Annotated in this window: 26 protein-coding genes; 3 read left to right on the forward strand and 23 right to left on the reverse strand. The window is 51.9% G+C overall.

The window, feature by feature from the left end; genetic code table 11:
• Window positions 1-28: 28 nt before the first annotated feature.
• The 9 genes from ACMYSP_RS18155 to ACMYSP_RS18195 all read right to left on the reverse strand — a co-directional run bounded on the left by ACMYSP_RS18155 (window position 29) and on the right by ACMYSP_RS18195 (window position 9,868).
• Complete coding sequence (locus ACMYSP_RS18155) at window positions 29-1,024, reverse strand: HAD family hydrolase (protein ID WP_434583445.1); 996 nt, start codon at window positions 1,022-1,024, stop codon at window positions 29-31.
• Window positions 1,021-2,052: an oxygen tolerance domain protein gene (locus ACMYSP_RS18160; protein ID WP_434583447.1), complete on the reverse strand. Its 1,032-nt coding sequence runs from the start codon at window positions 2,050-2,052 to the stop codon at window positions 1,021-1,023. The genes ACMYSP_RS18155 and ACMYSP_RS18160 overlap by 4 nt, the downstream gene beginning before the upstream one ends.
• A complete protein-coding gene (locus ACMYSP_RS18165; RefSeq protein WP_434583449.1) occupies window positions 2,049-3,566 on the reverse strand; it encodes a vWA domain-containing protein in 1,518 nt (505 codons plus the stop codon). Before ACMYSP_RS18165 ends, ACMYSP_RS18160 begins: the two co-directional genes overlap by 4 nt.
• Window positions 3,563-4,540 carry a VWA domain-containing protein gene (locus ACMYSP_RS18170; protein ID WP_434583451.1) on the reverse strand — a complete coding sequence of 326 codons (978 nt, stop codon included), beginning with the start codon at window positions 4,538-4,540 and terminating at the stop codon, window positions 3,563-3,565. The genes ACMYSP_RS18165 and ACMYSP_RS18170 overlap by 4 nt, the downstream gene beginning before the upstream one ends.
• Window positions 4,533-4,973, reverse strand: a complete 441-nt coding sequence (locus tag ACMYSP_RS18175) for a DUF4381 family protein (RefSeq protein WP_434583452.1) — start codon at window positions 4,971-4,973, stop codon at window positions 4,533-4,535. Before ACMYSP_RS18175 ends, ACMYSP_RS18170 begins: the two co-directional genes overlap by 8 nt.
• Complete coding sequence (locus tag ACMYSP_RS18180; RefSeq protein ID WP_434587163.1) at window positions 4,974-5,879, reverse strand: DUF58 domain-containing protein; 906 nt, start codon at window positions 5,877-5,879, stop codon at window positions 4,974-4,976.
• The gene (locus tag ACMYSP_RS18185) at window positions 5,879-6,877 is read right to left on the reverse strand and encodes an AAA family ATPase (RefSeq protein WP_434583453.1); all 999 of its coding nucleotides are present in this window, start codon (window positions 6,875-6,877) and stop codon (window positions 5,879-5,881) included. The genes ACMYSP_RS18180 and ACMYSP_RS18185 overlap by 1 nt, the downstream gene beginning before the upstream one ends.
• Entirely contained in the window at window positions 6,874-8,169 is a 1,296-nt protein-coding gene (locus tag ACMYSP_RS18190; RefSeq protein WP_434583455.1) for an anaerobic sulfatase maturase, read from the reverse strand. The genes ACMYSP_RS18185 and ACMYSP_RS18190 overlap by 4 nt, the downstream gene beginning before the upstream one ends.
• Window positions 8,170-8,290: 121 nt before the next feature.
• Complete coding sequence (locus ACMYSP_RS18195) at window positions 8,291-9,868, reverse strand: arylsulfatase (protein ID WP_434583456.1); 1,578 nt, start codon at window positions 9,866-9,868, stop codon at window positions 8,291-8,293.
• 379 nt (window positions 9,869-10,247) lie between these two features.
• Here ACMYSP_RS18195 and ACMYSP_RS18200 point away from each other — a divergent pair, with 379 nt between their 5' ends.
• The gene (locus ACMYSP_RS18200; protein ID WP_434583458.1) at window positions 10,248-10,931 is read left to right on the forward strand and encodes a helix-turn-helix domain-containing protein; all 684 of its coding nucleotides are present in this window, start codon (window positions 10,248-10,250) and stop codon (window positions 10,929-10,931) included.
• 560 nt (window positions 10,932-11,491) lie between these two features.
• Here the strand turns inward: ACMYSP_RS18200 and ACMYSP_RS18205 are convergent.
• The 12 genes from ACMYSP_RS18205 to ACMYSP_RS18260 all read right to left on the reverse strand — a co-directional run bounded on the left by ACMYSP_RS18205 (window position 11,492) and on the right by ACMYSP_RS18260 (window position 18,198).
• On the reverse strand, window positions 11,492-11,821 hold the full coding sequence (locus ACMYSP_RS18205) for a TA system toxin CbtA family protein (protein ID WP_023480671.1): 330 nt from the start codon (window positions 11,819-11,821) through the stop codon (window positions 11,492-11,494).
• Between the two features lie 38 nt (window positions 11,822-11,859).
• Window positions 11,860-12,225: a type IV toxin-antitoxin system YeeU family antitoxin gene (locus tag ACMYSP_RS18210; protein ID WP_181627784.1), complete on the reverse strand. Its 366-nt coding sequence runs from the start codon at window positions 12,223-12,225 to the stop codon at window positions 11,860-11,862.
• A gap of 25 nt (window positions 12,226-12,250) precedes the next feature.
• Window positions 12,251-12,472, reverse strand: coding sequence for a DUF987 family protein (locus tag ACMYSP_RS18215; RefSeq protein WP_372478005.1), 222 nt, complete (start codon window positions 12,470-12,472; stop codon window positions 12,251-12,253).
• Between the two features lie 13 nt (window positions 12,473-12,485).
• On the reverse strand, window positions 12,486-12,965 hold the full coding sequence (gene radC, locus ACMYSP_RS18220) for a RadC family protein (protein WP_372478004.1): 480 nt from the start codon (window positions 12,963-12,965) through the stop codon (window positions 12,486-12,488).
• Between the two features lie 11 nt (window positions 12,966-12,976).
• A complete protein-coding gene (locus ACMYSP_RS18225; protein ID WP_171825053.1) occupies window positions 12,977-13,420 on the reverse strand; it encodes an antirestriction protein in 444 nt (147 codons plus the stop codon).
• A gap of 12 nt (window positions 13,421-13,432) precedes the next feature.
• Complete coding sequence (locus ACMYSP_RS18230; RefSeq protein WP_171825052.1) at window positions 13,433-14,272, reverse strand: DUF932 domain-containing protein; 840 nt, start codon at window positions 14,270-14,272, stop codon at window positions 13,433-13,435.
• A gap of 135 nt (window positions 14,273-14,407) precedes the next feature.
• On the reverse strand, window positions 14,408-15,349 hold the full coding sequence (locus ACMYSP_RS18235; protein WP_372478003.1) for a hypothetical protein: 942 nt from the start codon (window positions 15,347-15,349) through the stop codon (window positions 14,408-14,410).
• 65 nt (window positions 15,350-15,414) lie between these two features.
• Window positions 15,415-15,822: a hypothetical protein gene (locus ACMYSP_RS18240; protein ID WP_434583463.1), complete on the reverse strand. Its 408-nt coding sequence runs from the start codon at window positions 15,820-15,822 to the stop codon at window positions 15,415-15,417.
• Window positions 15,823-15,970: 148 nt separating this feature from the next.
• A complete protein-coding gene (locus tag ACMYSP_RS18245) occupies window positions 15,971-16,186 on the reverse strand; it encodes a transposase (protein ID WP_171825049.1) in 216 nt (71 codons plus the stop codon).
• A gap of 11 nt (window positions 16,187-16,197) precedes the next feature.
• Window positions 16,198-16,344, reverse strand: a complete 147-nt coding sequence (locus ACMYSP_RS18250) for a hypothetical protein (protein WP_171825048.1) — start codon at window positions 16,342-16,344, stop codon at window positions 16,198-16,200.
• Window positions 16,345-16,348: 4 nt separating this feature from the next.
• Window positions 16,349-17,062 (reverse strand): helix-turn-helix transcriptional regulator, encoded by a 714-nt coding sequence (locus tag ACMYSP_RS18255; protein ID WP_434583465.1) that lies wholly within the window; start codon window positions 17,060-17,062, stop codon window positions 16,349-16,351.
• 260 nt (window positions 17,063-17,322) lie between these two features.
• Window positions 17,323-18,198, reverse strand: coding sequence for a GTPase family protein (locus tag ACMYSP_RS18260; RefSeq protein WP_372478001.1), 876 nt, complete (start codon window positions 18,196-18,198; stop codon window positions 17,323-17,325).
• A gap of 433 nt (window positions 18,199-18,631) precedes the next feature.
• Between ACMYSP_RS18260 and ACMYSP_RS18265 the strand changes: the two genes are divergently transcribed.
• Window positions 18,632-19,219 (forward strand): ScaI family restriction endonuclease, encoded by a 588-nt coding sequence (locus ACMYSP_RS18265; protein WP_171825045.1) that lies wholly within the window; start codon window positions 18,632-18,634, stop codon window positions 19,217-19,219.
• On the opposite strand, the gene ACMYSP_RS18270 is transcribed toward ACMYSP_RS18265, so the two are convergent.
• Window positions 19,216-20,091: a DNA-methyltransferase gene (locus ACMYSP_RS18270; protein ID WP_216664054.1), complete on the reverse strand. Its 876-nt coding sequence runs from the start codon at window positions 20,089-20,091 to the stop codon at window positions 19,216-19,218. The two genes, ACMYSP_RS18265 and ACMYSP_RS18270, sit on opposite strands and share 4 nt — an antisense overlap.
• A gap of 820 nt (window positions 20,092-20,911) precedes the next feature.
• On the opposite strand from ACMYSP_RS18270, the gene ACMYSP_RS18275 reads away from it, so the two are divergent.
• Entirely contained in the window at window positions 20,912-24,226 is a 3,315-nt protein-coding gene (locus ACMYSP_RS18275; protein WP_372478000.1) for an NERD domain-containing protein, read from the forward strand.
• Between the two features lie 206 nt (window positions 24,227-24,432).
• Here ACMYSP_RS18275 and ACMYSP_RS18280 read toward each other — a convergent pair whose 3' ends face one another.
• The gene (locus ACMYSP_RS18280; protein WP_372477999.1) at window positions 24,433-25,035 is read right to left on the reverse strand and encodes an inovirus Gp2 family protein; all 603 of its coding nucleotides are present in this window, start codon (window positions 25,033-25,035) and stop codon (window positions 24,433-24,435) included.
• Window positions 25,036-25,177 lie beyond the last annotated feature (142 nt).

The raw sequence follows: 25,177 nt of genomic DNA on the forward strand, positions 1-25,177 counted from the left end.
GGGCTGGCATGCAGGCTATGCGGGAGGCTTATTTCGTCGGGCACAGTGCCGGGTCGAAGACCGTTTTCCAGTCCTGTTTCATGTCGACCACCGTCCAGCCTTTGGCTTTGGCTTCCGGCAGGGCCTCCACCAGCTTGCCGCTGGCGGGCGGATGGCTGTCGTAGGCGTACTCGCGTGCCGCATCGGTGTGGTGGACCAGCAGACCGAAGGCTTTGTAATCCGGATTGGCGGCGGCGTACTGCAGCATCTGCAGGTCGCCATCGCTGTTACCGAAGGCGCCGACCGGGCGATGCCCCATAAACAGATGGATCGCCACCGGCTTGTTGGCCTTATCGTCATTAAAGGCGCCCTGCATGGTCTTGCGGATTTGCGTGCCGTCAGCGCTCAGGGAAAATTCGCCCAGCGCAAATGAACCGACCACCTGCTCAGGCGGGATCCCGTACATCTTCTGCGACATCACACGCATAAAATCGATGCCGCCGCCGGAAATAATCCAGGTTTTAAAGCCGTTCTCGCGCAGATAATCAAGCAGCTGGCGCATTGGCTGATAGCCCATCCGATCGTAGCGGCAACCAAAACGCTTATCTTTATGCGTCTCCAGCCAGGTCGCGACCCGGCGATCGAATTCATCGGTGGTGATCCCGCTATGGGTTAACGCCAGCAGCTTCATCAGCCCTTTATCGCCGGCTTTCACCACGGTTTTGAGATCGTTGGTCAGCACGGCGTTGATCAGCGGGTCCTTTTTCCACTCCGGGTGCTCGGGGGCCTGACGGACAATTTCATCGAGGATGAACTGGATCTGGAAGGTCAGCGGCGCCTCTGGCCACAGCGTGCCGTCGTTATCAAATACCACGTAGCGTTTATCCGCCGGGATAAAATCAGGGCTACCCTGTTGCGTGGCATTCTGCACCCACTGCTCTATCGACTGTTTTGCCGCGGTGTCATTCCAGGCGGAAAGAGGGTCGGCATGGGCGGCGGTCGCGCATCCCAGCAGCAAGGCACAGGCCAGTAGGTTTTTTTTCATTGTTTTCTCCTGTTCATAGGGGCTAATTCAGGGAGCGACACCGGGGACCAGAAGCGTTGCCAGCGGTGCCATAACCAGACCAGGCTCTGGCGCAGCGGTCGACGGGCAAACCAGCCTGCGGCGGCTATCACTATCAGTGTGAGCACAATCAGGGCTATCTGCCATTTATCGTCGTCGCGACGCCCTGCGAGCACCGACTCTTTCCCGGCGGCGCGGGCGCTATCGACTTTCAGGGTCTGGCCCGGCAGGGTCGCCAGCTGCCACTGCTGATGCTCGGTGTCCCACCAGCGCAGCTTCACCGGCGGTAGCGTCAGGGTGCCGGCATCGGTTGGCAGATAGCGCAGTCGTTCGACACGTATCGCGCCGTTAATTCCGCCCCGTCCGTCTTTATCAAAGCGGTTCTCCGGCGCCAGCCGCTGGCTGCCGTCTCCGGGGATGGCGTACAGGATCTGCGGGATTTGCGCCGGGAGTACGTCCTCGGCCTGGAGCGTCACCACGCGTTCGACGGCATCACCGGCCCGTAGGGTTTTATCGTTGCCCGCATGGAACTGGGTGATGTTCTGGCTGAGGGTCAGATGACGCGCGGGCAAAAAGCGGTCAGGCTGTTCAACGCCCGGCGGCCAGACGACAGGTTGCTCCAGCGCATCGAGATGGACGGTTACCGGCGGCTGACTGGCGGAAGTGAGCGTCAGGTCCACTGCGGGCAACCGCAGCGTACTCTGATCCCACGTCATCACCTGGCGTTCAATACGAATGCCGCTCCAGCTGATGCCGTTTTTCTGGCGGGTAAGCAGCTGATTGGGGAGCGGAGTATTGAGCAGCACGCCGTTCTGCACCGCAAAATCTGGCCATTGCGGCGGGGGATTGAACCAGCTGTCGGTCCAGAAGGTCACGGCGACCGTGATGGGCTGGCCGGGAGCAACATGGCTGGGGGCGACAATTTCACGGCTGATATCCATCACCGCCCGGGCGGGCGATGTCGCCAGCAGTATCAGTGCCGGGAGCAGCAGGGCTGACAGGGATCTCATGGTGTCGCCTCCTGTGCGCCGTTGCGGTACAGACTTTCCAGCAGGCCGGAAGGGGAGACCTGAAGATTCTCGAACCACTGATTGAGCTGTGGTGCCGCACTGTCGACGGCGCCGATATCTTTCTGCTTCACGCCTTCGCCTTTTTTCAGGTCTTTCACCACTTTATCCGGCCCGTCGTCCATATCATCGCCTTGTTCCTGCGCTCTCTCGCGCTCTTTCTGGCGTAGCTGCATGACGATCTGCGCGATTTTCTCGCGGTTTTCGTGCGCCATCTTCCAGTCCGGGCGCAGGCTCAGCGCCTGGTCGTAGGTATCCAGCGCCGCCTGCCACTGCTTCTGCTGCGCCAGCGCGTTGCCGGTCCACAGCAGCGTCTCTGGGGTTTGCGGCGCGCGGCGAAATGCGCCTGTCGCGGCAGGGTAATTTCCGGCCTGATACCAGGCAATGCCCTGCCACAGCGGGTCACTGAAATGTTCCGCCGCTTTCTGGTACTCGCCCTTTTCGAAGGCATGCTGCCCTTGAACATCCGGGCTGACCCAGGCGTCGAGCCATGCGGCCTCTCCTTGCGGGGACCAGAACAGCATCGGCAGGGTAAACAGCACGCAGATAAGCTGGCGTCGCCAGAAAAACAGCAGCACCAGCATCGGCACCGCCAGCCACCAGCCGCTGTTTTTCCAGTGCAGATCGTGGCGGGTATTATTCTGCTGGGTTATTGATTGCTGGATATGGCTCTGCACCACCTGCAAATCGTGGTCATCGTTGCTGACCAGGGTCACCGGAATACCGGCATCGCGAAGATCGCTGAAACGCGCGACGTTCAGGCGGGTATCGATGCCGCGGCTGGCGTAGCGCTCCGGCAGTGGGCCGCCGGCGGCGGTGCCGGGTACCCAGATTTGCAGTGGCGCAGGGCTTTTCTTCAGCCATTCGGCGTCGGCGGCGGAGAGGGTATCGGCGACCAGAATCAGGCTACGCGGCGAGGCCGGCATATTTTTTTGCGCCAGGGCGACGGCCTGCTGCAACCCTGAGCCTTGCCCTTCGGGCATCAGTGAGGGTTCCTGCGCATGTAAAAACAGCGAGAAGAACGGTGGATCCTGGGTCAGGGGGGTGGTAACAAACGCCTGATTGCTGTAGACCACCATGCCGTAGCGCGCGCCGGGCGAGTTCTCCATCAGCTGGCTGATTTTGCTCTGCATCCGCGCATTGCGGCTGGGGGCCAGGTCCTGGGCATACATCGCCAGGTCCTGCTGCAGGATCACCATCACGTTGCTTTCCGGGGTCAATGCCGCCGGGTATTCGCGCTGCCAGGTGGGACCGGCCAGTGCGATAACGCCCAGCGCAAACAGCCATGGCAGCACCTGCGTCAGGCGTTTCTGACGCCCGACGATCAGCGCCTGGGCGAAGGGTTTTGCCATAATCCGCTGCCATGCGCTGGTTTGCCCCCACGGAATAAACCACAGTCCGGCCGCGAGGATCAGCCCAAGGAGCCGCCAGGGATAGATGAAATGAAAGTCGCTCATCGGCGTTTCTCCGCAATCAGTCGGCCTATTGCCAGCCCCAGCAGAATCAACATCGCCAGCCCCATCGGCCAGGCAAACAGCGGCAGATGCCAGGACCAGCCGATGCTTTTCACCTGTACCGGCGTGATGGCGTCAATTTCCGACCAGACGTTGTCGAGGGCGTCGCCGGAGTGAGCGGCGGTCCAGGATTTGCCTCCCGTGGTGCTGGCGATGGTTTGCAGCAGCGGCAGATCGACTTTGTCGTCGCCCTGGCTTTGCAGATCGCCGAAGGCGATGGTGTGCACCTGCACATGGTGTGCCGCCGCCAGTTGGGCGGCGAGGGCCGGGGAGAGCTGCGAGGCGGTGTCGTTGCCATCGGTCAGCAGGATAGCCAGCTTGCTGGCCTCTTTATTCTGGCTTTGATCGAGCATCTTAACGGCGACGCCCAGCGCGTCGCCGATAGCGGTCTGCTGACCGATCATGCCCGGTGCCAGTTGGTTGATGCGCATATTCAGCGCCTGTTTGTCTTCACTCACCGGCGCAAACGGCCAGGCGTCACTGGCGAAAATAACCATCCCGATACGGTCGGACTGACGCGCGGCGATAAACTTGCGCACCGATGCCTGCACCGCCTGCAAACGGGTAATTCCGCCCGCCACGTCGTTCTTTTCCATCGAGCCGGAGACGTCGAGGATCAGCACCATATCGCGCATCGGTTTTTGAATATGCTGCGGGGGGGTCAGGTATTCCGGGCGCGCCAGCGCACAGACCAGCAACCCCCACACCAACCAGAACAAGGTGGTGCGCAGCCAGCCATCGCGGACCGGCTGGCTGTCAGGCTTCAGTTGATCGATAAGCTCCGGTAAAAACGGCACCCGCACGTGTTCCTTCTGCGGCTTTTCCTGCGGCAGAAGATAACGGCCCAGCAACGGAAGCAATAACAGCAGCCACGCCCAGGGCCAGGCAAAATCAATCCGTGACAGTAACTCAGACATCGGGTAACTCCTTCAGCCAGCGGGTCAGCTGCTGGCGTAAGCGCAACGTCTGTTCGTTCTCGAGACGGTTATCGCGCTGGCAGTACTTCTGGCACAGGGTCTGTTGCAGATCTGCCTCGAGCGGCAGCCGATCCAGGAGTGACTCCGGGGTCAGGCTGTGGCTCACCACGTTACGCGGCTGATGTACCAGCTGGATCTGTTTGATCAACGCCATCCAGCCATCAACGGAGTGGGGGAGGGCAAACGCGGCCAGTGCTTCACGGCGCCAGCGATTACGACGCCAGCGCGCGAGGCGAAAAAAGAGATAAATAGCCAGCGCCGCCAGCAGCAATGCGCCCAGCACCAGCCAGCCCGGCGGTAGTGGAAACCAGGAGACCGACGGGGGCAGCGCCGGATGCAACAGCGCGGGGACGGTAAAACCTTTCTCGAGCATCTAGATACCCTTTTGTAACTGCTTTATCAGGTCCTGCGTCACCACCAGATGATTCACCTTGATGCCCAGACGCGTCAGGCGGCTTTGCTGACGGGCCAGGCGGGCGGTGATGCTCTGTTCAATGTCTGCTTTCATGCTGGAGGAGAGCGTAAAGGCCGCCTCATTTCCCTGGTAGCTTGCGGCCAGCGAGCCAGATGCGGGCAGATGCAGGTGCAGATCGTCGAGGATCACAAAGGCGCTGACTTCGCAGCGGCGACGTAGTCCCGCCAGCAGCGCATCGCAGTTTTTATTTAGATCGTGAAAATCGCTCAGTACCGCCACCCACGCCCCGTTGGGGATCGCCGTGCTGGCGCGTTGTAGGACATCGGTGAGGGTCACCGTCGCGACGGGCTCAACGGGATACTGCGCTGGCAGAAGCTGGTTGTAATGCAGGAGATCGTCGAGGATCGCGTTCAGCGTGGTACGCGGTGAGCGGCATTTCTGTAATGCCATCGCGGTATCGTTGAAGGTCAGGCAGCCGATGCGATCGCCATCATGAAAGCTGCGCCAGGCGAGCAGCGCCGCCGTTTTAGCCGCGACGACAGATTTGGTCTGCCCGCGGGTGGCGAAATACATATCGAGCCGCTGATCGACCAGCAAAAAGACCGGGCGCTCGCGCTCTTCGTTGTACAGGCGTATCCACGGGGAACGCAGACGGGCCGTGGCCTGCCAGTCAATCAGCCGCACGTCGTCGCCCGGCTGATAGCGTCGCAGACTGTCGAAATTGAGCCCGCGACCCTGTTGTTTTGAGGTGCGCTCGCCCGCCAGCGCGCCGGGCGGGATCTGCCCTGGCGGGTTAGCGATCAGCCGTGCGTCGTTGATCAGCGCGAGCAGCGTCTGCCGGTCGACGCTGAGAGGCGTGTTCATCATGCCACCACTGCATCAAGCAGCATCGTTACCACGTCGTCGGCGCTGCGGTTATCGGCGTTCGCCTGATAGCTCAGCATCAGACGATGGCGGATCACCGCCGGGGCAATCCGGCGGATATCTTCCGGCTGTACTGCATCACGGCCTTCAAGCCAGGCTTGCGCCCGGCCACAACGCTCCAGCGCCAGCGTCCCGCGCGGGCTGACGCCAATATTGATGTAGCTGGCCAGGGTTTCGCTGATGTTTTGCGGATGGCGGGTGGCGTCAATCAGATTGACGATGTACTCCTCCACGGTGGGCGCCACGTACACGGCGGAAATTTCCTGCCAGCTGGTGGCGATTTCCTGCTGCGACAGGGTCAGGGTTTCTTCAGGGCTGACGCTGTCCTGGTGAGTCAGGGCCTGATATTTGGCCTGCTGTTCAGCCCGCACCAGCTGCATCACCTGTTGTTCCTGGGCTTTGGAAGGGTAGCCGACCAGGATTTTCATCAGGAAGCGGTCAAGCTGGGCCTCTGGCAGTGGCCAGGTACCTTCCTGATCCACCGGGTTTTGTGTCGCGAGCACCATAAACACGCCGGGAAGATCCCAGCTTTTACCGGCGACGGTGACGTGACGCTCCTCCATGGCCTCCAGCAGGGCTGACTGGACGCGGGCGGAGGCGCGGTTGATCTCATCAGCGAGGATGATGTTGCCAAACACCGGGCCGGGGCGGAAGCGGAACTGGTCTTCTTCGCGGGTGGCATTTTGCTGGTAGATCTCACTGCCGGTGATGTCCGACGGCAGCAGGTCCGGGGTGAACTGAATGCGGCGAAACTCACCTTCTACGTGGCGGGCCAGCTCACGTACTGCTCGGGTTTTTGCGAGGCCGGGCAACCCTTCCAGCAGGACATGTCCGTCACAGAGCAGGGCGATCAGCAGCATGCGTACCAGCTCTTCCTGGCCCAGGACCTGCGTGTTCATGCGCTGTTCAAGCTGAAGCAGTTTCTCTCTGCTGGTCATTTTTTCACTCCCGTAAAATCACGTTTCAGCAGGGTGGCGATGCCGACCAGAATCGGCTCTGCGTAGTTAAAGAAGGCTTTGATGCCTGGGCAGAGATAGTTCAGTCCCAGCTCGCCGTCCGGGGTGCGGACCAGGCGGTTTTTCGGGCATTCTCCCCAGCACAGCTTGAGATAAGGGCACGCTTTGCAGTATTGCGGCAAGGTGTCTTTTTTCCCCATACCGAAGGCTTGTTGACGCTCTGAAAACGCCAGGTGCGCCAGCTTGCTGTTTTCGATATTGCCAATCTGGTATTCCGGGTAGACGTAGTGGTCACAGGAGAAGATGTCGCCATTCTTCTCAATCGCCAGCCCCTTGCCGCAGAACTCGGAGGCGGTGCAGATTTGCGCCGGCATCCCCATGGTCTGGGCAACGGCGGTCTCGAACAGATTGACCTGTACGCGGCCTAAATCGTTGTTAACCCACTCTTCAAAAGTGGCAATCAGGAATTTGCCCCAGTCTTCCGGGTCGACGGACCAGTCGGTAACGATAGAGTCAAGATCCCCCGGACGCGCGCGGCGACTGCCTGTCACCGGGATCGAATCATCCTGCCAGAATTGCGGCGCGGTGCTTTTAAAATCCACGGCTTCAACACAAGGGTTGTACTGGATATAGGTGGCACCCAGTTCGCGGGTCATAAAGCGATAGACTTCCAGCGGGAAGCGGGCGTTGGTGCGGTTGACGGTCACCAGCGCGTTAAACGGTACGCCGTGGCGTTTGAGGGCCGCGACACCTTCCATCACTTTATCGAAGGTGGGCTTGCCGCTGCGGGTAACACGATAGCGGTCGTGCAGTTCTCGTGGGCCGTCAATAGAGATACCCACCAGAAACTTGTGCTTTTTAAGAAATTCCGCCCATTTGTCGTTGAGCAATACGCCGTTGGTCTGCAGATCGTTTTCGATGCGCTGATCCGGCTTTTTATATTGCTGCTGGAATTTCACGACTTTCTGGAAAAATTCGAGCCCCATCAGGGTCGGTTCGCCGCCCTGCCAGGAGAAGACCACCTGCTCACCATCCTGGCCGTCGATGTACTGACGAATAAACTGTTCGAGAACCTCGTCGCTCATCCCGGTGTGTCGGTCCTGATGGAGTAATTGCTCTTTTGACAGGTAGAAACAGTAGGTGCAGTCGAGGTTACAGGTGGAGCCGGATGGCTTGGCCATCACGTGGAAGCGGCGTTTATATTCTGGCCCTTTGCCGTCATATTTTTCAGCAGACGGTAATGCTTTTGCGGGCAATGTGGTGCTGTACTTCATAGCAAACCTCTAGGCTAAATGGCTGACAAAGCGCACATTAATTATATTTTTTGTAATGCAGAGCGGATTGCTGATGCAACCCGCTCTGTTGTTGAGGTCAGCGCCTCATGTTAACGACAAATTATTTGTTGCCGCTTGCACTGTTCTCCAGCATGGCTGAAGCGTCAGACACGGTGAATGAACCTGGTTTCTGGCGCGGTGGGAACTCTTTGAAGGTTTCCAGCATTTTCTTCGCTTCAGCAGCTGCGCCGCCCATCAGGAACATACGATCGTAGAACCAGGACTGGTAGCCCATCCCTTTGTCGGCTTTCTCGAGTGGATCAACATCCAGATCGAAAATCAACGGCGCACGCAGTTTGGTGAACGGATAACGCCACAGATCCAGACCTTCATGTTCCTGGATCATGAAGTGGATTTTCCAGCGACCCATACGCATCGCCAGCAGATCGCCGTCATCACTCCAGTAGAAGAATTCGTTACGCTGATCTTTGGCTTTACCCATCAGGTAATCGAGCTGGTTGTAACCATCCAGATGAACCTTGTAGGTGATGGACGGTGTTTTGTAGCCTTTCAGCAGTTCCTGCTTGATGTTCGGCTCGCCCGCTGCAGCAATCAACGTTGGGAACCAGTCATTGGAACCGAACATGCCGTTAATCACGGTGCCCGGCTTGATGTGGCCCGGCCAGCGAACCATTGCCGGTACGCGGAAGCCGCCTTCCCAGCCGGTGTTCTTCTCGCCGCGGAATGGTGTTTCACCGGCATCAGGCCAGGTGGCGGTCATCGGGCCGTTATCGGTGGTGTAGAGCACGATGGTGTTGTCTTCGATGCCCAGATCTTTAATCTTCTGCAGCACTTCGCCAACCATCTTATCGTGCTCAACCATGCCGTCAGCGTATGTCCCCAGACCGGTCACGCCGATGCTGGCGTCTTTCAGGTGGGTTTTGTTGTGCATACGGGTGGTGTTGAACCAGGTAAAGAACGGTTTACCCGCTTTCACCTGACGTTCCATAAAGTCGTTGTTGGCCGCCAGGGTCTCTTCGTCGACGGTGCCCATACGCTTAATAGTCAGTGGACCGGTATCTTCAATCTTGCCGTCCGCGGTGCTCTTAATCACGCCGCGTGGACCAAACTGTTTACGGAAGGCCGGATCTTTCGGGTAATCTGGGTTTTCTGGTTCTTCTTCCGCATTCAGGTGATACAGGTTGCCGAGGAACTCATCAAAACCGTGGGCGGTTGGCAGGAATTCATCGCGGTCGCCGAGGTGGTTTTTACCAAACTGTCCGGTTGCATAACCCAGTTGTTTGAGGATGTTGGCGATAGTTGGGTCTTCTTTCTGCAGGCCCTGTGGTGCGCCAGGCATGCCGACTTTACTCATCCCGGTACGGAACGGCATCTGCCCGGTAATGAAGGAAGAACGGCCAGCAGTAGAACTCTGCTCAGCGTAGTAAGAGGTGAATTTTGCCCCTTCAGAGGCCAGTTTATCGATATTCGGGGTTTGATACCCCATCGTGCCGCCGTTATAGGTACTGATGTTCCAATAACCAATATCATCGCCAAAAATCACGACGATGTTGGGCTTGGTGTTATCTTGTTTCTGGGGGGCGGCTTCCGGTGCTGCATAGGCAGACGTGACGGCACCTGAAGCCAGCGTGAGCATGCTGGCCAGCATCGTGCGTTTAAACGGGACATTTTTGGGCATTGGCAAGGTTCCTTCGACGGTAAAGCCAGTGAAGTATTGAAACGACTTGTTGCATTTAATGTTGCAAATGTAATTATTTAGCTACATTACATATAGGTCATCAATGGGTTACTCACCACGTACTGACCCTGCTTTTTTACAAAGTGATGCGCATTCTGCGTTTTAGTGGTGATGGTGTAGTTTTCCACGTTATATAAATGGGATCAGAACATGAAAGTGTGACGCTGACTCTAATGTGAAGGGCGGATGTTAACCAGACGGCAGTCCGTTTACGGATTCAGTATTTATTTTGGACCACAGCGAACGCGCCAGCGCTGCGCTTTCAATCGAAGAAAAGTGATGTTAACCTGCGGAGAGTGTATATAAGAGGCGTCGCACAATGAAAATAAAGTACTCTACGATTATATCTGAGTATAAAAAAATCATTACTCAGGATGAATCGATCATTAAATCCGTGGCGATGCCTGACAACACCCGCATAATTAAAAGCGGCGAAATTTTCAGAATTGAGGACGGCGAGATTATTTTAGTGCTGAGCGGGGTGCTGGCGATTAATATGCAACAGTCTACGTTCCCGGAACATGAGAGCATCACGGTTGCTCATGAAGAGCCTTTTCGCGTTGGTAAAGGTGTTCGGGGCATGGTTTTTGGCCTGGTCGAGTCGTTTGGTTCCTCAATCTCCCTGCAGTACGTCGCGAAGCAGGACAGCAAAATTGCGACCCTGCGCTATGATGATTTTGTCGAGATATTTACCCAAAAAGAGCAGTTCAAGTACCTGATTAAAATGACTGCATTTACGCTGGCGATGCTTCTTGATTCTTATAATGAGCGTAATTTTGGTAATCGTTATAATGTGATTCGCTCAATGATCTACCGCTATAAAGTCCAGCAGGATGAAGGCATTTTACATGACGATAGCCTGGCGGGTTTTATTTTGAAACGCACAAAAATATCCCGTAGCTATTTATTTCAGATTCTCGCTGACCTGAAAGATGGTGGCTATATTGACGTGCGTAACGGAAAACTGGAATCGATTCTCAAAGAGTTGCCTGAGAAGTACTGAGGGGAACGCTATGGCGTTGTAGTTGTGACGCTAATCGTACTTTTTGTTTTTTAGTGCGGTTTTTTTCTTTATCGTTGTCATATTAATTTCGTACTTCTGCGCTGTTGTGATACGCCATGTTTTTATTCATACATCGACGAAATGATTTCCGGTGCCGGGTGGGGAAGGGCGCAGGGTTAAGAAAAGCGAAAGTGATATTCTTAGGGCTCACGCAGGTAACAGATATTTCCCGCGGGCCGTCATGGGGCTAAACATCAGGTTGCGGGGACAAACTGCGGGCACAAAAAAGCCCACAGGGCTTGCGCCGTGCGGGCTCTCAGGACTTCATCGGATGACTCTGGTAATCACCGATGGAGAATTTTGGTGGGCTGGCGGAGTCTGAATTGGTTTTATAACTATTTGTTTTATATGTGCTAATAATCAATTCAATTTTCATTTTGGTCCCATTGTTGGTCCTAAAAGAAAATGTCAGGTTTTTTGCAGGGGAGGTTACAGCAGGAGTCTCTTCGTCTGTGAGATTAGCATTTTGCTTTCCTTTAGTCTGCTCTGTATTTAAGCGTTTATTTCACGTTAGTTTTTAGCAAGCCGGTAGAGCGCCTTGCTCGCAGAATATCCACTACGGAAATATACGGGGTTTGTTCTTGCCACGAAAATCCCTTCCGGTCGATACGGACAAGCCCGTATCTTTCTACCAGAAAGTTCACCGCATCGCTGAGCGATACTCCAGCATCAATATGTTCTCGTATGGTGGTTTCATTACTGAACGGTGTGTCATTCAGCGTCAGGCCATAGTGCTGCGACAATAGATGAGTTAGCAGGCACTGCCAGATTTCAATGGGTGACAGGCAGGGCTGAGCCGCCTGCGTCGGGTGTGATGATAAGGTTTGCATGATGTTTACTCTATGATGTTTAGGGAATAAGTGGTGAGTTAATGCGGCTCAGTCTGCTCAGGATAGATAGCAATGTAGACATAGCCACAGGAGCCGAGTGTGTCGGCTTCGCAGGTGAGTCCGTTGTGGTAAAGCGTGACGCAGTGCTGATAGCGGGGATTGAGCTCGCTGCTAATCAGCATCAACTCCAGTTGTTTGAGCATCAACGGAAAGGCCTGGTCGAGGCGCAATGCATCGTTGTCACTGAAAGCACCGTTAAACCCGGCGCGGTCAGCGAGAAAATGTACCCGATTGCCTTCCTGTACCAGACGAGCCCCAAAACAGGGGGTAATAGCACGTTTAAGTCCCCACAGCTGGCAGGCGGGACTCTCCGGCTTAGTACCGGATTCGGAGTGATTGTTCATTATTGTTCCTGATAAAAGGGAAGGATTAATTGAGAGTGACGCTACGAAGAATCACATAGGGACCATTGCGGTCCTGACGACGTTCAGCGAAGACGGCCAGAACACCGTTGATGTTGTGTACCTCCCGACCAGCGTAGTGGCAGATGCTGCCGGACCACCTGTATTTCCCGGAACAGAAGCGAAGCAGACATGACCCCGGATACTTGCGGTATATCGCCATCGTCTGGCGTTTACTGATTATTTTCATTGCTGTTTTCTCTCTATAACCAGCCACGTTCAGCAAACGAGACAATATCCATGCCGCCGATCACTAGGTGATCCAGCAGGCGGATATCAACCAGCTCCAGTGTCTGTTTCAGGCGTTCTGTAATCAGTCTGTCGGCCTTGCTGGGTTCGGCATGGGTTGACGGGTGGTTATGAGCCAGAACCGCCGCAGCGGCATTGTGTTTCAGACCGGCCTTAACGACCTCACGCGGATGCTCGGTGATACTGTTGATTGTTCCTAGAAACAGCGTGTCGTGGGCGATCAGACAATGCTGGTTGTCGAGGAAAAACACGATGAAGGCTTCCCGATCCAGCGTGGCGAGTTGCAGGCGCAGCCAGTTCCGGACGGTATGGCTGGAGGTGAATGATGCGCCGGGTTCGCGTAACTGGCGTTCCAGCAGGGTTAAGGCTTTACTGATGGTTTGCTGTGCTGACGCTGGCAATGTGGTAACAAACAGCGGTAACTGTGACTCCATAGCGACATACCTCAGTCAATAATGTGCATAATGGCGCTACATTCAGGATGGCTCAGCGCGAAATCACGTAAGCGATAATAGTGTTCCGTCATGGCATCGCATTCGGTGTGGCACGCCTGGTGGCTGTATGCCATCAGGCAGACGACAATCCCTGCCGCTTCACTGGTAAGCTCTGCAACGTTGCCGTTCATGCTGTTGAGCAATGTCCACGTCTCATCGCTCTCTGACTCAGGAGCCATAAAAGCACCGCCGTTGCTGAGCGTCGAAAAGCGCCAGATACCGCCGTGGTAATCGACACACAGCCGATCCATCCAGGCGAAAATGCGAGGTTCAAGGGTTATCCATTGCGGGATGGTGCCAAAGTGCTTCGGCCAGAAGCTAATGCGTAATTCGTCAGGTACCACTGAGGCAGTGATTGCTGTCTGCTCAGCGACCTGAAGGTGTTGTGCATCCATTAAACTATCTCCTTAAGCTGAAGGTGTTGTTGAAGGCCCGAAAAAATCGAGCATATTTTCTGCCATAACCCAGAGGGCACGATTGAGTTTCACATCACCATCGATACCGGTAACTGCACGGGTGCGGCTGTTTTTCCCCTGCGCGGTACGTCCCGATAATCCCCCTTTCATCAGGTTTTCCTGCACACGCTGGTAGACGGTCCACAGGTCATCGCTGTAATCCTCCCGGCGACGCGGAGCTAGTAATTGCGATGCCGTAATCGGCTGATGCTCCTCACCGAAACGATAATCCAGTGCGGCATTCGCCAGCGCGTGACGCGCTGGTGGCGGTAGTATCAGCGACTGCATCGCATCGCGTTTCTCTTCCACCCGGTCAAACACGCCGAGCACTTCGTAAGCCCCTTCAATCACCTTCTCGACGACATTACCTTTATGGGGCACCCGCACTTCTCCGAATGACTGACCGCAGACCAGGCCGTTGGTACAAACACCACGAAACAGCCCCGGCAGCATCTGGTAACTTGATGAACCATCATGACTGTTGAGCAGAATGATTTCCGGGACCTGATGTCCGGTCAGTTGTCCGGTACGACGCAGGCGCAGCATGTGTTTGGTGTGCTCTCGCTTACTTTGGTCCCGAACCTTCGTCTGGCAGGCAAAGAACGGCTCAAAGCCTTCACGCTGGAGGCTTTCGAGGATGCTGATAGTGGGTATGTAGGTGTAACGTTCTGAGCGTGATTCATGCTTGTCACTCCCGAACACGCTGGGGACATGACTCATCAGTTCTTCATGGGTCAGAGGCCGGTCACGGCGTATCTGGTTAATACGGCCAAAGCGGCTGGCTAATCGCATGGGTAACTCCTTATGCAGTCGATAAAAATACAAAAGGCCACACTTCCCGAAGGAGGTGTGGCCTGATTCTGTTTATAACGGTGATACTGATGGTGCGCTGGTAGTACAGTTGCGCTGGATTTTCTGCGTGGTTTATCAGTGCTGCTGATTTTTGGCTTTTACTTTATCCCAGGAAGGGCGTCGCTTGCCGGAGAACTCTTTTCGCATTGACCAGTAGCCAATGGGATACTGCTGTACAAGCTGGTTGTTTACGCCGATATCAACCGACAGATATTGTCCGTTATTGATTGAGCCTTTGCGTATCCATGCATCCGGGCTGCAGGTGCCAGTGTCATACTGGTGCCATGACGCTGCGTCCCTGTCAGCCACGTAAAAATCACCAAAGACGCAGCTGTGCACGGATTTTCTGTTCAGAATGGCAACGTAATATTTGGTGTTGGCGATAATGGTACAACTGCTGTTCTGGCCGCCACAGACATGCCATAGTGACTTTCCGTCATCGCCAGTGAAGGTCCAGATAGTGTTAGCCGGTGCACCATCAGGGGATGCCGCTGCTGCCACCGCCGGAGTCTGTTGTTGTGGGGCCTCTTCCTGTAAGTCACTGCGCAGGACTTTTTGTTCTGCGCTCCCGACGTCGCCAAACATTTTTTCCTCGCCTCCGTTGTAATAAAAACCCGCAACAACATGTTCTGAGGGGATATACAGAATCTTCAGATAATGGTCACCACAGTTACCCCGCTCACAGACCGAGCCCTGTAACCATTTCTCGCCACCAATATCCACCGGGACCAACCCCCTGTCCGGGCCGTTCATTAAGCCATCTTGTCCCAGTAACCCCTTAATTCCTGCTGAGTTCAGGGCGTCATCAATGTCTTTTTTGAAAGCCGGGTCAGCATCGTAAACGTTGCCCAGAAAAGGGCATGTCCCGTATCCGTTTTCATTACCCCCCGCATCAGGCTGGCAGGTCATTGCGTCTGCTGCGGTTCTGGCAATGCCTGCTGCGCAGACCTGAGTGGTAATAAGGCAAAGCGTGGAGATTAATATTGCGTGTTTTAATTTACGTAAAGTCACAGACATTATCAGCCCGGCTCCATTCTGTTTATGCAAAATAAACGGGCTCCGTGAAGAGCCCTGTAAGAGACTTAAAAGTCGATAGTATTAAGTCCAACATTCTTTTTGATGATGGGATCGTAGATAACAACGGTAAGTTGCCCTTTCGCCGGTGAGCGAACAAACTTAGCTGTGGCCTCTCCGCTACACGTTGCATGGCGGTTATAGTCCATCATCTTTCCCTTGCTGGTGGTAAGATTAACTACGATCAGATAGGGGTCATAACAGGCCATGCCACCCGGGCTGCTTAACAACGCATAGTGACCATCATCAGATACGCCAATGAGGTTACAGGTCCCGTTTTTAACATCATCGCTTCCGCAAACTTGTTCACTGCCATCTTCAACATCAATCACTTTTTGGGGTAATTTAACTGCTGCATTGACGGGTAAGCTCAATAAAAGACCTGAAATAATGAAAGGCAATATGAATGCTTTCATCTGTTTATCCTTATTTATTGTTAAAGTAAAAATGCTTACAGGGTGGAAATCGCGTTCCGGCCCGCAACCTCTTTCTCATTGAGAGAGGCGATTTTCCGTTACCTTATTCATGGACTCTACGAGGGACCTGCAACAAGCCAGACGGGGATTAAAGCTCGCCCCGGTCACGCAGGAGTTTTCGCGCCATACGTCTTTCCGTCTCGGTTGCGCTGCTGAAAATGCCGTTTTCAGTGACAATTCTTTTCAACTCCGCGCTACTCTTTGTTTCCAGTCGGTCATGAACCACTCTTACCTCCCGCGCACTGTCGAGAGCGTCTTTTGCAACCTCTTTAGCCAGTTTCCCGGCTGCATTCCAGAATCCCATGTGCTTCTCCTCTACAGATAGCCGTTATCCTTGCCCCACTCACACCCGCAATCGCGACACATCCAGCCATCGGACCAGGGGATGGTGTCGTGCGAGCCACAATCCGGGCAGCGTTTACCGGAAGTGGGGTTACGGGGTGTGATACTCCTGATTTTCATAATGTTATCCTCCTGTTGCTGGTTGATGTGGTTCAGTCCGAAAAGTGGATATCACTTCTCCGATGAACCGGAAATGAGGCAACGCCTGAAGAAAATTCGGGCGGGACAGCATGCTGGTGAAATATCCGTCTGGTTTGAACGTTTCCGGGTGAAACGTAACGGAGTGAACGGTGCTCAGTGCAAAAACAGTTATCTGCCCGATATGTTCACCTGCCAGAAACCACTCACCGGCGCTGAAAATCAACCGGTAGGGGGCAAGGCTGCCACAGCGGCACCCGTCGGCCAGCAGAGTTACCCTCCGCTGTTCTGATACTGCCCTGACCAGTCGCGTGAAGATCCCCGGACGGGAAGGTGGCACTGGCAGATCCTGATGCCAGATAAAGCACGGTGATACCCCCTGACCGCTCAGAAGTGAACTGACCAGATGGATATCCATATCGGGAAACAGTGCGCCAATCCCGGACTGACGTGCAAACTGCATTGCCGCCTCTTCCCTGAGCTCATGACGGCCTCCGGTCAGCAGGCGACAGTAGCCGCCCCGGTATTCGAGATCGAGGTAAATCAGCCGCTCCCGAAAATCACGGTGCAGGGTGCGCTCTGAGACACCAAACTCCGCCGCCAGCTTGCGTACATTCAGCGTTTCACCTGCGATCAGACGGCTGATGATTAGCGACAGCCGGACAGACAGCCGGTCATAACGACGCCCAGCCTGAGACATGCGTTATCTCCGTATTGGGTAAGTGATTAATAAAGAAGGTATTATGGTAATGGACTAGGTTGACAGGTTGTGTCCATGACATGTGGCGAAATGCCAGACGCGGAAAGGCAGTGTGGATGCATTGCAGGCAGCAATGACACAGGTATGGCTGGTAGTATCTTCTGTTGGCGCAGACAGGTTGTGTCTGCTATATGGAAATCATCGGTTCAGTAACGAATAAACGAAATAATCCACTACTGTTTTAAGGATGTTTTATTCATTCAGAAGAAAATCCAGTCCCAGACGGTGCGGGCGACTGACACCACGGCTTCCCGCACGGTTCGAATCACCGTTTTTAGCGGCGCAGGCAGGAACGACGATGATTCAGCCATATCGAACACATGGCCTACCGCCTCACCGAAGCCGTCACGGGCTTGCGACTTTACCGGTTCTGTGCAGAGCCTCCCGTGCAGTTGTGTCGCCACCGGGCTGGTGGCCCGGACAGGCAGGCTATACATCATGGTTTCCACCATCGCTTCCATTCCCCATCCGGTTCTGGCCGACACTACGCAGACAGGATGATGTGGCAAAAATAACTGCTGGACAGCACTACGCTTAGCTTCAATCGTTAACTGCTGGTCCGGAGAAGGTATGTTATCTACGATTTTCCATTCGTGGCAGGGTTCGACCTTGTCTGCCTGATTCACCACGAACAGTACCCTTTGCTGATATGCCTGCATGACCTTTTGATAAAAGTGCTCATCCACTGACAGAGCACGGTCATCGGCTTTAATGACCCACAGTACCAAATCGAGTTCGGGTAAGATACGGCGGTACAATGCGGTGTATTCATTATCGCGTTGCTCGCTTTCACCCACGCCCGGTAAATCAACCATCATCAGACTGTGGGAGCCATTGCTGAGCCGGAAGCGAAGTACATCGCGGGTACAAGCCTCCACATCGCTGACCGACGTGACTTCTCCCTGGAACAGGGCATTGCACAGACTAGACTTGCCAGAACCTGTTTTTCCCAAAATGCCGATGATCGGTTCGTAGTGAGTGAGCTTTTGAATATGGTCAAAAATATGTTTGCCAATGGCGTGGGGGAGTGACGCCAGTGGTTTTTCGATGGCCTGAAGGCCTTCAGATTGATTCATAAGGTGATCTCTGTGAAAAAAGATAAAGCCCCGCAATCCATGTAGATTGCGGGGGCGATTCACGGAGATAATATGTGTTTGAAATTCTTTAGCATATAAGTATGCTTCTAACATAGATAACTGTGCTAAATAGTATTTTGCTTCGGGAAAACCTGTTGAAAAAAGGACTGGAGTGTTTTCTCTGTTTTGCTACGTTACACTTTGTCATATGTGTCCTGTCATCACTTGACTAATACATATTGGTCAATGGGTAGTATGGTATAGTGGATTCAGCATTTAGATTGTGATAAGTGAATATAATTATGTTTGATTAGAGAATAATGCAGCAAGTGTATTTAAATAATTGTTAAAATTAGAATTTGTCATAACCAATTGATTTTCCATCAGAAATATGTTAAAACAGTCAGGTTTATCTTATATCAAGGAAAGAAAAATGAATGTTAATCCCTACTTAAATGTCCCAGAATCTCAATGGCAAGAACTCACCTCACGATTAGTTAATAATCATCCTCTGACTCCGCATTTGGTTGATTTGGTTATGGACTCATGGAGAGGCTTATTTAATACCTCTTTTGGTACGCATGGGCTAAAAATTGGTGTGGATATTTTTCCTAAACCTCAAATTACGGGTGCTATACTGCATGAATTAATTCCAGCGGCTATTGAGGCTCAGTTTCCTCAGCAATGGAGAAAAGAAGAAACTAAGAATGATAAGGATATTGTTTGTAAGTATGACAACTCTCTTTCTATTGAACTGAAAACTTCGTCTAATCCCGGTCAAATTTTTGGCAATAGGAGTTATGCACAGCCTCAAAATGGAGAAGGTAAAATTAAAGATGGGTTTTATCTTGCAGTTAATTTTCAACCATTTTCTCAAGCAAGTGCCACCCCACAAATTTTAAAAATTCGATTTGGGTGGCTTGCACATACGGACTGGATTGCGCAGTCATCAAGCACCGGTCAGCAGGCTCGTTTAGCCTCTCATACTTACCAGAATAAGTTTATTACTCTCTATGGCTAAACTAACAATGGTTGTTGAGCCAATGTTAGAGAAATATCTTCTTTTTTACGCTGTAGTCTATTTTTGGCATAGAGTAAATATTCTTTATTTATTTCTATGCCAATAACATAGCGACCATTTATCATTGAACTTTCTGCTGTTGTTCCTGATCCTAAAAACGGATCGAGAACAATTTCCTCTTCGTTCGAAAAACCATTCATCAGTCTGTTAATTAACTCCAGAGGAAACTGTGCTGGATGAGGGGCCCTTTCCTGAGATGACCTATTTTTCCCAGACGTAACTTTGGCGATCTGCCAGACATCAGACGGATTTTTTCCTAAGGGATTACACTTAAGCTTTCCATTTTTCTTTTGATTTGGATACTTTACATTTGGGTCTCTGATTGGATCTAAATTAAATGTATAGTTCTTAGGATCTTTCAAAAACCAAAGAACTTTTTCGTTCCTTGGCGACAGACGTTTGCGAGAAGCAACGCCAGCACCATAATTCCATACAATTTCTTGATGTAAATAAAATGGCGTTTTATCCCATAATAAATATGGTATTGGTACAGCGTAGCCTTTGTTTGGCACCTCTAGATAACCCACATTTAATGCAAGAGCACCGTTAGAGGCAGTAATATCATAAATATTTTTCAACCATGTAATGCACCATTCAACGTATTTATGAACATCTTGTATTTCTTCATACGCCTTGCCGATATTGTAAGGGGGTGAAGTAATGGTCAAATCCACTGAGTTATGGGGAATTTGAGACATAATATCAATACAGTCACCGTGATAAAGTGCTGTTCGATCATCCCTATAAAATGGTTGACCCAACGTATCAATAATGTTTTCAAATACTTGTTTTTTCATGGTTTTGCTAGTCATAGAAATTCCTAAACTTCATTTTAAGTGATTTTATCAGGTGAAGAAAAAAATTCATACCTTCGATAGAGTACATAAATTGTTACATTTAGAAACTTTTCCCCTCGGCTAAGATTCAGAACCTGACATTGTTCATCGTTTAAAATACTTTTGAAACAGTGGGTTAAGTTAAAAGTTCTTATCTCGCCTGTGAGTTTTCATAATGGCCAGCATTGGTTCATAATGTGTTGGATTTAAGTCGGTGTTCAAAAACGTGGCTACGGAAAGCGTAAGGTAGTGTAGAGGTACAAGCGGCTTTTCGATGGCCTGAAGACCTTCAGATTCATTCATACGGTGATCTCTGTAAAAAAACATAAAGCCCCGCAATCCGGTAAGGATGCGGGAGGATTCACAGTGATGATATCTATCTGAAATTATTTGGAGTAATTATCAAAAGTAAGCGTAACGTGAGCACCGTATTGGCGGTCATTTATCGATGAGAACCACGTTCCATGGCAGCAGTTTGGCCACTTTGTTGCCCGGGCACCAGGATTCTGTACCGAACAGCGCCTCGCGAAAATCAGGCCGAGGCACAAGCTGTCTAGAACGTGGTAGTTCTGTGAAAAGGATGATTATCAGTTAACTTAATGGCGGCCAGATTCAGCAACTGAGAAATTTGAGAGGGAATATGGTAGCTTGGAACGCTAAGGTATGCGCCCCTCTCCAACTTCGGCAGGCTTCTAATGGAAAGAATGCCACCTGAATTTAAAGAAGCGGAATTAATGGTCGGGGTGAGTGGGGTGCTGTGTTGATATTTGGCGCGTCGTAAGGATAATTCAACCTGATGAGCACAGCACGTCGCAATGGGAACAGAGTTCGGCTATTTATCGGAGAGCGTATAGAACACGCCTCGGATCGCGATGTTTTGGTCACCGTTTGCGATGCTTTAGAAAAGGGCTCCGAGTGGGCCTACATATTCGCCAATTTCAACGTTAACGGCCGTCAGGTTGATGTTGCGGTCTTTTCCGCCACAACTACGCTTGTTATTGAAGCCAAGGGATATACACAACCCATCAAAGGCAGTGTCAACGGCCGTTGGACCCAGGCCGGAGCGTATGGCAGTCGACAGCTACGCAACGGGTACACTCAAGCCCTAGGCGCCAAGAATGCGTTGCGTGACGCGATGGCCGCGCTATTCAGCGATCTTACCGGCTATCCCAATGCTTTGCTGGCCATTACACCTGTGATTCCGTCAGGCTCCTCATTGCCACCGAGTGATTTCAAGGTAGTCACTGGCGGACTGGATGCGATCAAGATTTCTCTCAGTTCAAGGTCAGGAGCCTTACTAAATGAAGTGCAATGCCAAGCGCTCGCAGCCCATTTGAGCCTTGAACGCATATCGGAAAGAGATGCAGCAATTCATGAAACTGTGCTCATATCGGAGCAAACAGTGTCGAGTTATAAATCCGCTTTCTTGGAGTATCATGGGCCAACTGGTGCACGACTGGTAGAGGACCAATACCTCCTTGATGACAAACTGATCTCGGCATCTAAGATTCTTGAGATGGCTCTGTCGTCGCAATCTGCACTTCTGATCAGGGGACCGTCAGGATGTGGAAAGTCCTTGCTAAGTGCGCGTATCGCCACAGAATGTATGCAGGCTGGTGTGCTGCCTATCCACATCCAAGGCAAAGACTTCGAGGGTAAGCTTCAGAAAATAATTGATGCCGAGCTTAGACTACTCGGTGCTTCCGTGCGCGATATATTAAGAGCAAGTCGTCTCCTTTTAAGGCATATTGTACTGTTTCTCGACGGCTATAACGAATGCCCAGAGCATTTGCGAATTACTTTAACGCGAAGCCTTCAAGTATTTTCACTACGCTATGGTGCAGGCCTTGTGATTACCTCACAAGGCATCATGGCCAGGCAAGAGCTTCTGTCAGTAAAAGAGGCTCTTGTCAGCCCGCCGCAATCCGCATTGAAGTCACAGCTCGCAAAACTTAGCAAAGAAGATGAAAACTTCACAAACTGCCAGTCTCTCCTTGAAATAGCACTCTCTGGGCTTGAAGCTGAACTCATTGGGCAGGCAGCAGCTTCACTGCCCGCTGGGGCAAGTACGTTCGTTCTATTCGACACGGTTACTCGCATGCGCCTCGGCAACTTCGCAACGGCGGGAATTCGCGCTCTTTCCGGGTTTGCAGAAGAACTGATCTCTCAAACTGCATTTAGTGTGTCCATTCGAGAGTTTGACAGATTTTGCGATGCGGCAAGTGTGACTGACGCGGCACGGTACGCGATCCTTGAGTCGCGGCTTGTGTCACAGCGTGGTGACAGACTTAGCTTCTCTCATGAAATGTTTTTCTATTTCTTCATGGCGGAATCTGTAATCCGGGTAGCGCGTAAAGATTCTGAGCGAATACAAGCTATTCTGCGATCTCCACGGTTTCATGGCTCTAAGGCTCTTATTCTCGGTGCGGTGGAGGACGATTCGACACTAAAGGATATTTTGGAAAAAACCACTGATAAGGGCATCCTGGAGTCTTGCGTCCGAGGAGAGTGTGGAGAAGCCGCAAGACGTACCGTCAAAGCAAAGTTTGACGTGCTATTCGCCGAAATGGTCGCAGAGACTTCTGAACTGCGCTTCCTGATCAATGGCGAGGGATGGCATAGCTGTTCGATTGAAACTGCCTATCATCGGCCAACCCTCTCGAAGTTTGAAGTTTTTCTTCCTGCTATTGGCTGGCTTCTAATGCAGGGGGTCCATTTAGAACAAATCATGACGGCATGTCGCGTCATGGAAGGAAAAATTGCCGAAGCCAATCGGGAGCTTTATAAGGAAGCAAGGGCCAAAAAGGTCCCACTTCTGCACGAGACATTTAGCCAAGCCTATGTGTTCAATCGTAAGATCGCGCTTTCGCAGCTTGTGTCCTTCGTCCATAGTGGTGGCCTAAGTTTTCGCCATAGTCCAGGGAGCGAATTTGGTGAAGCTCTGAAAAAATCATGGAAGGAAGCGAGCACACATAGCGAATTCTACGTCCTTCTCGGAATCACCAAGTTCACGAAGTACGCTCCGTGGGCAGCGCCATGTGTGCTGAATCTTCTTGAGAGACTGCAGAGCTTGCCCTACCACCTTCAGCTAGACACGCTGGACTTTTGTGTACACTTGAGAAATGTGGATGATGCCGTAAAAGCAAAGATGATCGCGGCGCTTGAGGACTCCATGGACAAATTGGGCGTGTTTATGAATTCCATGATTTTTGATGCACTGAAGGGTTTAGGTGGATTAGAAACCGAAGAAGAAAACTACAGAACGGTGGTCTTAGAGGAGATCGAAAGTGTGTGCTCCGAGACGGGACCGCAGGCCGATACCGAAGCATGGAATATCTTCTCTCGACAATTTGATCATCCGTATGACGGCATTTATTGGGAAGAGATAAATAATCTCGCCAGCGCTCAGAAGCGGCAGTTCCTTTTCAAGGCACTCAAAGGGGCAAGCACCGAGTATGTTTCGTTTGTCGATATTCTGATTCGTCAGCTCGCAGATTTCGGTGACTCATCAGTTTCTGAGGCTATTGAACCTTGGCTTAGGCTGCCAGCCAAAAAGTCGGTTATGCCACAAGATACAGTCGAGGTGTTTTTCGCAGCACACGAAGCGATGGGGATTTTAGACCTCCCACTTCCTGCCACTGTGACATCGACTATCGATGTTGATGAAACTATGCGGGCCTGCGGGGAATTAGCTTACTGGGCTTGCCGGTTAAGCATTTGCGAACTCGAGTCTTCACCTCAGACTCTCGGTGCACGGACTACATTACTGGATTACTCCTCTTCGGCAAGTGCCGGAGCACTTTGGTCTTCAACATCTCGAATGTTGTCTACGGATGGTACAAGAATTAACGTTGCAGCGTGCTATCCGAAAACAGCCCTGGCTATCTGCCGCGATGCATTGACCAACCTTGGGTCGCAGAAGACGTACCACCAACACGGATTAATGAATGATCTGGCGCGCATAGCTTCCTTTTCCATTCAAGTGATTGGGCAGTTTGGTGACGCCGATGACCTACAACGTTTACGCAGTCTTTGCGACGAAGAGGAGCTAGGTCATGAAGCACTTAACGCGATCCAGAAGATTGAAGACCGTATTCGTTACCGAAAATAAATATGTCAGCAGGGATATTCAGACACTGGCAGAACGTTAGACGATATGAGTGAATTACCTGAGTAGATACGTAAATATACTACATCGCTTATTTTTCGGTAGGTGTAGGCGGAAAACAGCTATCGGATTGATTTGTTTGGTTCAGTGACATACCATTTATCTCAAATGTAAAAAAGGCCTTCCCACATAGAGAAGACCACAAGTAGTTACAAATCGATTTGACTGCAACCGAAGTTACGATCCCCTTCACCAAAAACTTTGGTTTCGACTTTGCTCAGATAATCCAGACGCTCAAGCAGCTCCTGGTAATGTTCTTTAAAGTCAGGGTTGTAGGTATCCAGCACATACCGGCAATTATCTGGAAAATGCACCAGACCTTGGTGATCGTCTAGTTCCAGTCCCAGGGCGCTGTACCATGCCCCGGTAATCATTCCTCTCAGGTTGTCTTCTTGCTTGTAATCACCGAGATGATAGTAAGCATCTTTGTTGAACAACAGGCAAATGTGGTAATGGCATTTACCTGATTCTGAAAACTCTCTTGCCCACATAATAAACATAGGGCAGCGATAGATACGTTTACCCTCTCGTTGTTTGCGAACCTTATCCGCTTCCAGTTTAGCCTTAAGGGAGCTACGCATCCGCGACATCACACCTGGTTCTAGGTTAGGGAAGCAGCAAATATTATCACCGTTATCGACAATCCCCGGATAATGAAGGTCCACTCTTACGGCAATAACTCTTGGATATATATTCGTCAGGGCATTCAACAATGCGTTAATCTTCATCCGATAAAGTTTTACATAATTCATATCAATATACCTATGTGTTTGGTCCTACAGTCTGTCCGAGACCATATGAGTTATTACTACACAAGCAGGGTTGTACCTTACTGATGATTAAGGAATATAATGGCACCAGATCTGAGTATCCCCACACCGTAGTCATCTGATA

The sequence above is a fragment of the Klebsiella sp. R390 genome (assembly GCF_051131745.1).
Lineage (GTDB): Bacteria > Pseudomonadota > Gammaproteobacteria > Enterobacterales > Enterobacteriaceae > Klebsiella.

Coding starts and splice junctions, on each gene's coding strand:
- ACMYSP_RS18275 (WP_372478000.1), top strand. CDS start 20,912: ATGAGCACAGCACGTCGCAATGGGAACAGAGTTCGGCTATTTATCGGA.
- ACMYSP_RS18175 (WP_434583452.1), bottom strand. CDS start 4,973: ATGCTCGAGAAAGGTTTTACCGTCCCCGCGCTGTTGCATCCGGCGCTG.
- ACMYSP_RS18245 (WP_171825049.1), bottom strand. CDS start 16,186: ATGGGATTCTGGAATGCAGCCGGGAAACTGGCTAAAGAGGTTGCAAAA.
- ACMYSP_RS18230 (WP_171825052.1), bottom strand. CDS start 14,272: ATGCGATTAGCCAGCCGCTTTGGCCGTATTAACCAGATACGCCGTGAC.
- ACMYSP_RS18225 (WP_171825053.1), bottom strand. CDS start 13,420: ATGGATGCACAACACCTTCAGGTCGCTGAGCAGACAGCAATCACTGCC.
- radC (WP_372478004.1), bottom strand. CDS start 12,965: ATGGAGTCACAGTTACCGCTGTTTGTTACCACATTGCCAGCGTCAGCA.
- ACMYSP_RS18215 (WP_372478005.1), bottom strand. CDS start 12,472: ATGAAAATAATCAGTAAACGCCAGACGATGGCGATATACCGCAAGTAT.
- ACMYSP_RS18270 (WP_216664054.1), bottom strand. CDS start 20,091: ATGACTAGCAAAACCATGAAAAAACAAGTATTTGAAAACATTATTGAT.
- ACMYSP_RS18165 (WP_434583449.1), bottom strand. CDS start 3,566: ATGAGCGACTTTCATTTCATCTATCCCTGGCGGCTCCTTGGGCTGATC.
- ACMYSP_RS18250 (WP_171825048.1), bottom strand. CDS start 16,344: ATGAAAATCAGGAGTATCACACCCCGTAACCCCACTTCCGGTAAACGC.
- ACMYSP_RS18170 (WP_434583451.1), bottom strand. CDS start 4,540: ATGTCTGAGTTACTGTCACGGATTGATTTTGCCTGGCCCTGGGCGTGG.
- ACMYSP_RS18240 (WP_434583463.1), bottom strand. CDS start 15,822: ATGAAAGCATTCATATTGCCTTTCATTATTTCAGGTCTTTTATTGAGC.
- ACMYSP_RS18185 (WP_434583453.1), bottom strand. CDS start 6,877: ATGACCAGCAGAGAGAAACTGCTTCAGCTTGAACAGCGCATGAACACG.
- ACMYSP_RS18255 (WP_434583465.1), bottom strand. CDS start 17,062: ATGTCTCAGGCTGGGCGTCGTTATGACCGGCTGTCTGTCCGGCTGTCG.
- ACMYSP_RS18205 (WP_023480671.1), bottom strand. CDS start 11,821: ATGCAAACCTTATCATCACACCCGACGCAGGCGGCTCAGCCCTGCCTG.
- ACMYSP_RS18280 (WP_372477999.1), bottom strand. CDS start 25,035: ATGAATTATGTAAAACTTTATCGGATGAAGATTAACGCATTGTTGAAT.
- ACMYSP_RS18235 (WP_372478003.1), bottom strand. CDS start 15,349: ATGTCTGTGACTTTACGTAAATTAAAACACGCAATATTAATCTCCACG.
- ACMYSP_RS18160 (WP_434583447.1), bottom strand. CDS start 2,052: ATGAGATCCCTGTCAGCCCTGCTGCTCCCGGCACTGATACTGCTGGCG.
- ACMYSP_RS18210 (WP_181627784.1), bottom strand. CDS start 12,225: ATGAACAATCACTCCGAATCCGGTACTAAGCCGGAGAGTCCCGCCTGC.
- ACMYSP_RS18195 (WP_434583456.1), bottom strand. CDS start 9,868: ATGCCCAAAAATGTCCCGTTTAAACGCACGATGCTGGCCAGCATGCTC.
- ACMYSP_RS18155 (WP_434583445.1), bottom strand. CDS start 1,024: ATGAAAAAAAACCTACTGGCCTGTGCCTTGCTGCTGGGATGCGCGACC.
- ACMYSP_RS18180 (WP_434587163.1), bottom strand. CDS start 5,879: ATGAACACGCCTCTCAGCGTCGACCGGCAGACGCTGCTCGCGCTGATC.
- ACMYSP_RS18260 (WP_372478001.1), bottom strand. CDS start 18,198: ATGAATCAATCTGAAGGCCTTCAGGCCATCGAAAAACCACTGGCGTCA.
- ACMYSP_RS18200 (WP_434583458.1), top strand. CDS start 10,248: ATGAAAATAAAGTACTCTACGATTATATCTGAGTATAAAAAAATCATT.
- ACMYSP_RS18190 (WP_434583455.1), bottom strand. CDS start 8,169: ATGAAGTACAGCACCACATTGCCCGCAAAAGCATTACCGTCTGCTGAA.
- ACMYSP_RS18265 (WP_171825045.1), top strand. CDS start 18,632: ATGAATGTTAATCCCTACTTAAATGTCCCAGAATCTCAATGGCAAGAA.